We start from the raw sequence: 6,647 nt of genomic DNA on the forward strand, positions 1-6,647 counted from the left end.
ATGAATAAAATAAATAAACAAAAAATAATGTCTTTTAGAATGACTCAAAAAGTATTAAAATTTTTTATTTTGACATTAATCTTTTTAACGAATATTAATTACACAAATGCTTTTAATAATAATAAAAAAAGCACTTACATAAAATATTCTAATAACAAAAAAGAAGAATTTTGTATTTCAAATATATGCTATTTAAATAAAATAAATAAAATTTTAATCAAATTTATTAATGAAAAAATTATTTTTTATATAAAACTAAAAATATACTCGCCATTTATAATAAATAAAAAATTTAAAAAACTAAATTTTCAAATAAAATTGCAAGAAAATACAAAAAATAAAAATACTATATTCAATAAATTTTTGAGTAAAAAAGAAATTATATGGTATAATTTAAAAAAAAATTATAATAGAAACAGTTATTCTCCTAAATATCTTTCTGACTTATATTCATATACAAAGAAAAATGAAAATAACACAAAAAGTAATGATTTTCAAAAAAATTTATTTAATTTTTTGTTATTAGCTAAAAATTTATTTTTAAATAAACATCCAAATAGTAATCAAAATTTCATAGAAGGTATTAAATTAATTTTTATAGATAAAATTAACACGGAATTAAATCAAAAAATTCAGTCAAATATTAGTAAGATGTTTGATCTTTTACAAATAAACGGTAAAAGCTCTATTATTTTAAATTTAGATGAAAATTTAAATTTAAATAATTCTGAAATGGATATTTTAATTCCAATTATAGAAAATGAAGACCTCACTTTTTTTGTACAAAATAATATACATAAAACAGATAATAGAATTCAAAATAATTTAGGTTTCGGGATAAGAAAATTATCATTTGATAATGAACATATGCTTGGCTTAAATACTTTTTTTGACTATGATTTTACATTAGAAAATTCAAGACTTGGTTTAGGTGCAGAATATTGGAAAGAATTTATAAAATTAAGTGTTAATAGTTACTATGGACTTAGTAAATGGTGGCATTTAGATTGTTTGAAAAAAAAAAAAAATTTAAATGATATAAATGATAATGAGTTTTACGAAAGACCGGCTACAGGTTGGAATATTGAAGCAGAAGGATATTTTCCTCGAATACCAGAAATAAAATTTAAATTTTCATATGAAAAATATTACGGTAATATAGGATTTAAAAAAAATGATAATGGATTTGAAAACGAAAAATTATATTCTCCTTCACTCTTTTTATTTGATATAAATTATCATCCTATTCCTTTATTAACTTTTTATTTACAAAAAACAAAAAGTTTTTCAGGAAAAAGCAATACTATGTTTGGTATGCAACTAAATTTCAAATTTAATTGTTCTTTGCATGATCAAATAAATACAGAATTTCCTAATATTTTTTCATCAGCAGATGATCATAGATATGATTTTGTAAATAGAAATAATAATATTCTTTTAGAATATAGAAACAAATTTCTAATTAAATTATTTGCTAAAAAAGAAATAACTGGTTATCCAGGTAGTAAAATTTTTTTAGATGTTGAAGTAAATGCTGTAAATAAAGTAAAAAATTTACATTTTAACATTAATAATAATTTTTTACAAAACGGAGGTTTTATTGAATCTATTACTAAAAACAAGTATATAATTAATTTACCTAATTATGATTTCAAAAATAATAACAAAAATTTTTATAAATTAAGAATTATAGCTTCAGATATTGAAGGTAATAAGGATGTTATTTATAGTCGAATTCATGTTTTTGCTCCTTTTATAAACAAAAATTTTTCTACTTTAACTGCTTTTCCTGAAAAAGTATTGGTTAAATCAGAAAAATCTAGAATTATTCTAGAAGCTAGGGATATAAATAATAAAGTATTATCTAATATAAATGATATTTCTTTTTTTGTCGAAAAATCTAGTTTTGCTGATAAACATAATGTACATATAAGTAAAGTTATTGAAAATCCTAAAGGTACTTATTATGCAGATGTTATGAGTTTTTCCCCAGGAAAAGTATTTTTAAAAGTAAAAATTGGTGATATGATTAATCAAGAATTAAGTAAAAAAATAAATTTTGTATTACCTTCTGTTGATAATATGGTAATTTCTGTAACAAATTATAAGAATAAAATATTAGAAAGTAATGTTATTGTTTCTAAAACAGATGTACCTTTAAACTTTTTAATAACAGTTTATGATAAACATGGAAAAAGATTTAAATTTTCTAAAATTGAAATACATAATATTATGGCTAAAGATAGACAAGGTAACATTAGAAGAGATAGTGGTAAATTAAAAATTGAAGATGTTACAAATAAAAAATCTTTTTCTGGTAATAATTTTTCATCTTTAACTGATAAAAATGGTAATTTAAATTTAAGAATATCAGATCCTTTTGGTATTGGAGTATGTACTACAATTAATATTGTAGCAAATAAATATGTTACTAAAAAAATGAATTTAATTTTTACAGTAGAAACTAGTCCTAATACTATTCATGCACAAATGTATGGACATATGGTGGATTATATATGGTTACATGGAATAAAATATGAAAGACCAACTTTAATGTCAGAACGCACTGGAGATCAAGTATATCATTATTTAAATGAAGATTGGGCTAAGTTTACATGGGATAATGCTAATGAATATTGTAAATCTATAAATCATTTTTTACCTTCTCGTGAAGAATTAGCTAGTTTTAATAGTCTTCATTCAGGTGAAGATTTACTTAGTAATTATGGATGGCCTATTATTCAACGTTATAGTCGTGTTTGGACTAAGACTTCTATAGTAGATAGATATTTTCCAGAATTATTACGTTTTTACATAGATTTTAAAAACGGAAATATTGAAAAAGCTATTCCTAGCAATATTTTTACTGTATTTTGTATTATTAAAAGAAAAGATTTTTATATAAATTAATATTTTTTTGATTAAAGATAATTTTTATAAAAAAAAATATAATATAATATTTATATGTTAAATAATTATGAATTAAATAAAATGAAAATTTTATTTTATAAAAAAATACAAAATATTTTTTTTAAAGTTATATTTATAATTACAATTACTATTTTAAGTGTTCAAAATTTTGTTTATGCAAAAGATAAACGTTCAGTTACAGAACCAATTGTACCTAAAATATGTAAAGTATTAATAGCAAATGATCAAAATCGTACTACTGATATACAAGAAGCTATTTCATATTGTGCACAAAAACATCAAATTGTAAGTTTAATTTCTTCTAATAAGGGAAATAATAATTTTTTTTCAGGACCAATTATTATCCCTTCTTATGGAGGTTTATATATTGATAAAAAAGTAATTTTATCAGCTATTAATGATCCTGATTTATATGATAAGGGTAATAAAACCTGTGGTTTATTAGATAATTTAGGAAATGGATGTAAACCATTTATAATATTAAATGGTGAAAATAGCGGATTATATGGTTTTGGTTATATTGATGGACAAGGGGGTATTTTATTAAAAAATAAAAAATATACTTGGTGGCAATTAGCGACTAATGCAAAATTACATAAAAAAAAACAAAATATACCTCATTTAATTGATATAAATTCTGGATATAATATTACTATATATAAATTAAATTTAATTAATTCTCCTAATTTTCATATTGTTTCTCATAAAACAAATGGATTAACTATTTGGGGTATAAATATAAACACACCTAATGATGCACGTAATACTGATGGTATAGATCCATCTTCATCACAAAACATAACAATTACACATACTAATATTAGTACTGGTGATGATAATATTGCAATTAAATCAGGTGGTAATGAAGGAATTTCATCAAAAAATATAACTATTATAAATAATAATTTTAGTTATGGACATGGTATGTCCATAGGTAGCGAAACAATTAATGGAGTAAATGATATTTTAATAAAAAATTTATCTTTAATTAATACAACTAATGGTATAAGAATAAAAAGTAATATTATTAAAGGAGGATTAGTTACAGACATTAATTATGAAAATATTTGTATGATTAATGTTAAAAATCCTATAGTTTTAAGAACTAATTATGTAAATATTATAAATAATAATAATAAAGGACCTCAATTTAAAAATATTTTTTTTAAAAATATTAAAATATTAACACCAGGAACTTTAACATTTGATGGTTTAGATGAAAAAAATATTATTGAAGTATTTTTTAATGATTTTCATATAAAAGAAGGATCTTTATGGATAAAAAATAATGTTATTATTCATGGTAATATTGATAATATTATTAATGAAAAAAATTGTCAATTATATTAATTAATTTTTTTATTTTTATTAAAAATAATTACAATTTTTTTAAAATTAAAAAATTAGTTTGATTATTTATTTTATTAGATATATTTTTTTTTAATATATTTAAATTATATAAATTTGCTGCCATTTCATTTCCTATAGCAGCAAATTTATTTGATGATTTTTTTTTTATAAGATTCATAGCATAGGAAGAACTAGAGCAATGTTTAATAATCCATTTAGGATATTTCTTTATAAAAAAGCTACATTGTAAAAATGATTGAGGATGACTAAAAATTTTTTTAATGTTTTGAGTAGAAATATTTTTTTTATAAGTGACTAAACAATGTTTAATTGGAAATTTTAAATTCTTTTTTATATATAAAAAAGATTTATTTTTTTCTAATAACATTGATACTTCTTTTATAAATCCTGTATAATTGTTATATATTGGAACTATAGCCAGATTTACAATATTATTTCTAATATGTAGAAAAATTTCTGAAAAATTCTCACAACTTATATTAATAATTGTTTTTTTGTAACAACAATTATTAATATAAGTTAAAGTGGCTAAATGAGAATAACTACCTAAAGGACCTAAAAAAGCAATACTTATTAAATCTTTTATTTTTTTTTTAATTTTATTTTTTTTTAAAAAATTAATGTTTTGATTAATAATTGTATTAAATTTTAGTTTTTTATTTAAAAATTTAGAATTTAAATAAATATTTTTTTTCATTTTAAAATATGTTAAAATTTATACAAGAAATTTTACTTATTCTAACATAAATAACAATAAATTAAAGTATTATTTTTTTATAATATGAACAATATCATTATTATCTATCCAACATTTCCATCCTGTAGCTGAAGAGACATCATATAAAGATTTTTTTAAAATTTGTCTAAATTTCCACAATAAAGAAGTATTACTACCACATAATTTTTTTAAAGTATTAACTTTATAATATAAAGGAATATTATGTGAACAAAAAAAACAATGTATCCATTGCGATAATGGTCTACCTTTTAATTTTTTTCTTTCTTTTAAAGAAATTGCTGTCCACATAGAATCTGTAAAAAAAGCAATAATATTTTTATTTAATAAAATTATATTTTTTTTAGTTTTATTATCTCTATACCATTCATGTAATAAATGACCTATATAGAAATAATTTTTATATTTTACTTCTATACTACAAATAGATAATCTTATTAAAGATGATTTTAACCATTCATAATCTTTTTTTCCTGTTTTTCTATCGATTGATTTTAAAAATGAATAAGTAGAAAAAATTACTCTTCTACCTAAAGGAACTTTATTAAGTCTATATAAACATTCTAACCAAACATCTAAATCAGATTGATCTAAACTTTCTCCTGTAAAACGTATATCAAATCCATTTAAGGATGTTTTAAGAACATTTCTTTCATATTTTCTATAACCTTTTCTTATTACACCAAATAAGGAACTTCTTAACATAATATTAGGAATAACTCTTTTATTTTTTGGTATTTTAATAAAAAAAGATTTTCCGTTATTTTGAATATTTAAATTAGAATAATTATTTTTTTTACAAAAAATTTTTTTTTGAAAATAAATATTATTTTTCAAATTAGAATTTTTTTTATTTTTACTGGTTAATAATTTAATTCTTTCATTAATCGATTTTTTGTGCATTAAATATTTAAAAAACTATTATATATAATAATAAAATAATTTATTATTTTTTATTTAAAAAATAATATAATAATATTAATTAAAGTAAAAAAATTTTTATTTTTTATATTTTTAATTTAAGTTCTCCGAAAAATTAATTTATTTTATTTATAAAAAATATATATATTCAAATAACTTTTGATAAAACAAATAAATCAAAAAATATTTTAATGTAAAATGAAGAGTAGAATTAATTATATTATAGATTTTTTTTTTAATGTCAAGTTTTTTGTATTAAAAAATTTTTAAATATAAATAATTTTTGTTAATTAGGCAATTAAAAGACGGGATATTAAGTAGTAAAAAACGGGATATTAAGTAGTAAAAAACGGGATATCAAGTAGTAAAAGACGGGATATTAAGTAGTAAAAGACGGGATATTAAGTAGTGTTGCTGTACATATTGTTTTGAATTAATAAAATAAATAAAAGGTCTTTATAGTCCCTTATAATCTTTTATAGTCTTTTATAGTCTTTTGTGATTTTGTTTTTTATATTGTTCTATGATTTTTCGTAATTAATTATATTTTATAATTTAAAAAAAACTTGAAAAAAAAAATTATTATGATAGTATTATAAATATGTAAATGAAATAGTAGAATTATAGAATAATTAAGGTAATCTTTATTAGAATTTAGAAAATTTTTATTTTAATAAAAATATACGAT

At 19.2% G+C, this 6,647-nt stretch carries 4 protein-coding genes; 2 read left to right on the top strand and 2 right to left on the bottom strand.

The window, feature by feature from the left end:
• Together GJT90_RS02235 and GJT90_RS02215 are read left to right on the top strand one after the other, a co-directional pair.
• Nucleotides 1-2,910 (top strand): inverse autotransporter beta domain-containing protein, encoded by a 2,910-nt coding sequence (locus GJT90_RS02235; RefSeq protein WP_211080526.1) that lies wholly within the window; start codon nucleotides 1-3, stop codon nucleotides 2,908-2,910.
• A gap of 54 nt (nucleotides 2,911-2,964) precedes the next feature.
• On the top strand, nucleotides 2,965-4,281 hold the full coding sequence (locus GJT90_RS02215) for a glycoside hydrolase family 28 protein (protein WP_168920264.1): 1,317 nt from the start codon (nucleotides 2,965-2,967) through the stop codon (nucleotides 4,279-4,281).
• 28 nt (nucleotides 4,282-4,309) lie between these two features.
• Here the strand turns inward: GJT90_RS02215 and GJT90_RS02220 are convergent, their stop codons facing one another.
• Together GJT90_RS02220 and trfA are read right to left on the bottom strand one after the other, a co-directional pair.
• Nucleotides 4,310-4,999 (bottom strand): prephenate dehydratase domain-containing protein, encoded by a 690-nt coding sequence (locus GJT90_RS02220; protein WP_168920265.1) that lies wholly within the window; start codon nucleotides 4,997-4,999, stop codon nucleotides 4,310-4,312.
• Nucleotides 5,000-5,068: 69 nt separating this feature from the next.
• Entirely contained in the window at nucleotides 5,069-5,941 is an 873-nt protein-coding gene (gene trfA, locus GJT90_RS02225) for a plasmid replication initiator TrfA (RefSeq protein WP_168920266.1), read from the bottom strand.
• Nucleotides 5,942-6,647: the final 706 nt, after the last annotated feature.

The organism is Enterobacteriaceae endosymbiont of Donacia dentata (assembly GCF_012570745.1).
Classification (GTDB): domain Bacteria; phylum Pseudomonadota; class Gammaproteobacteria; order Enterobacterales; family Enterobacteriaceae.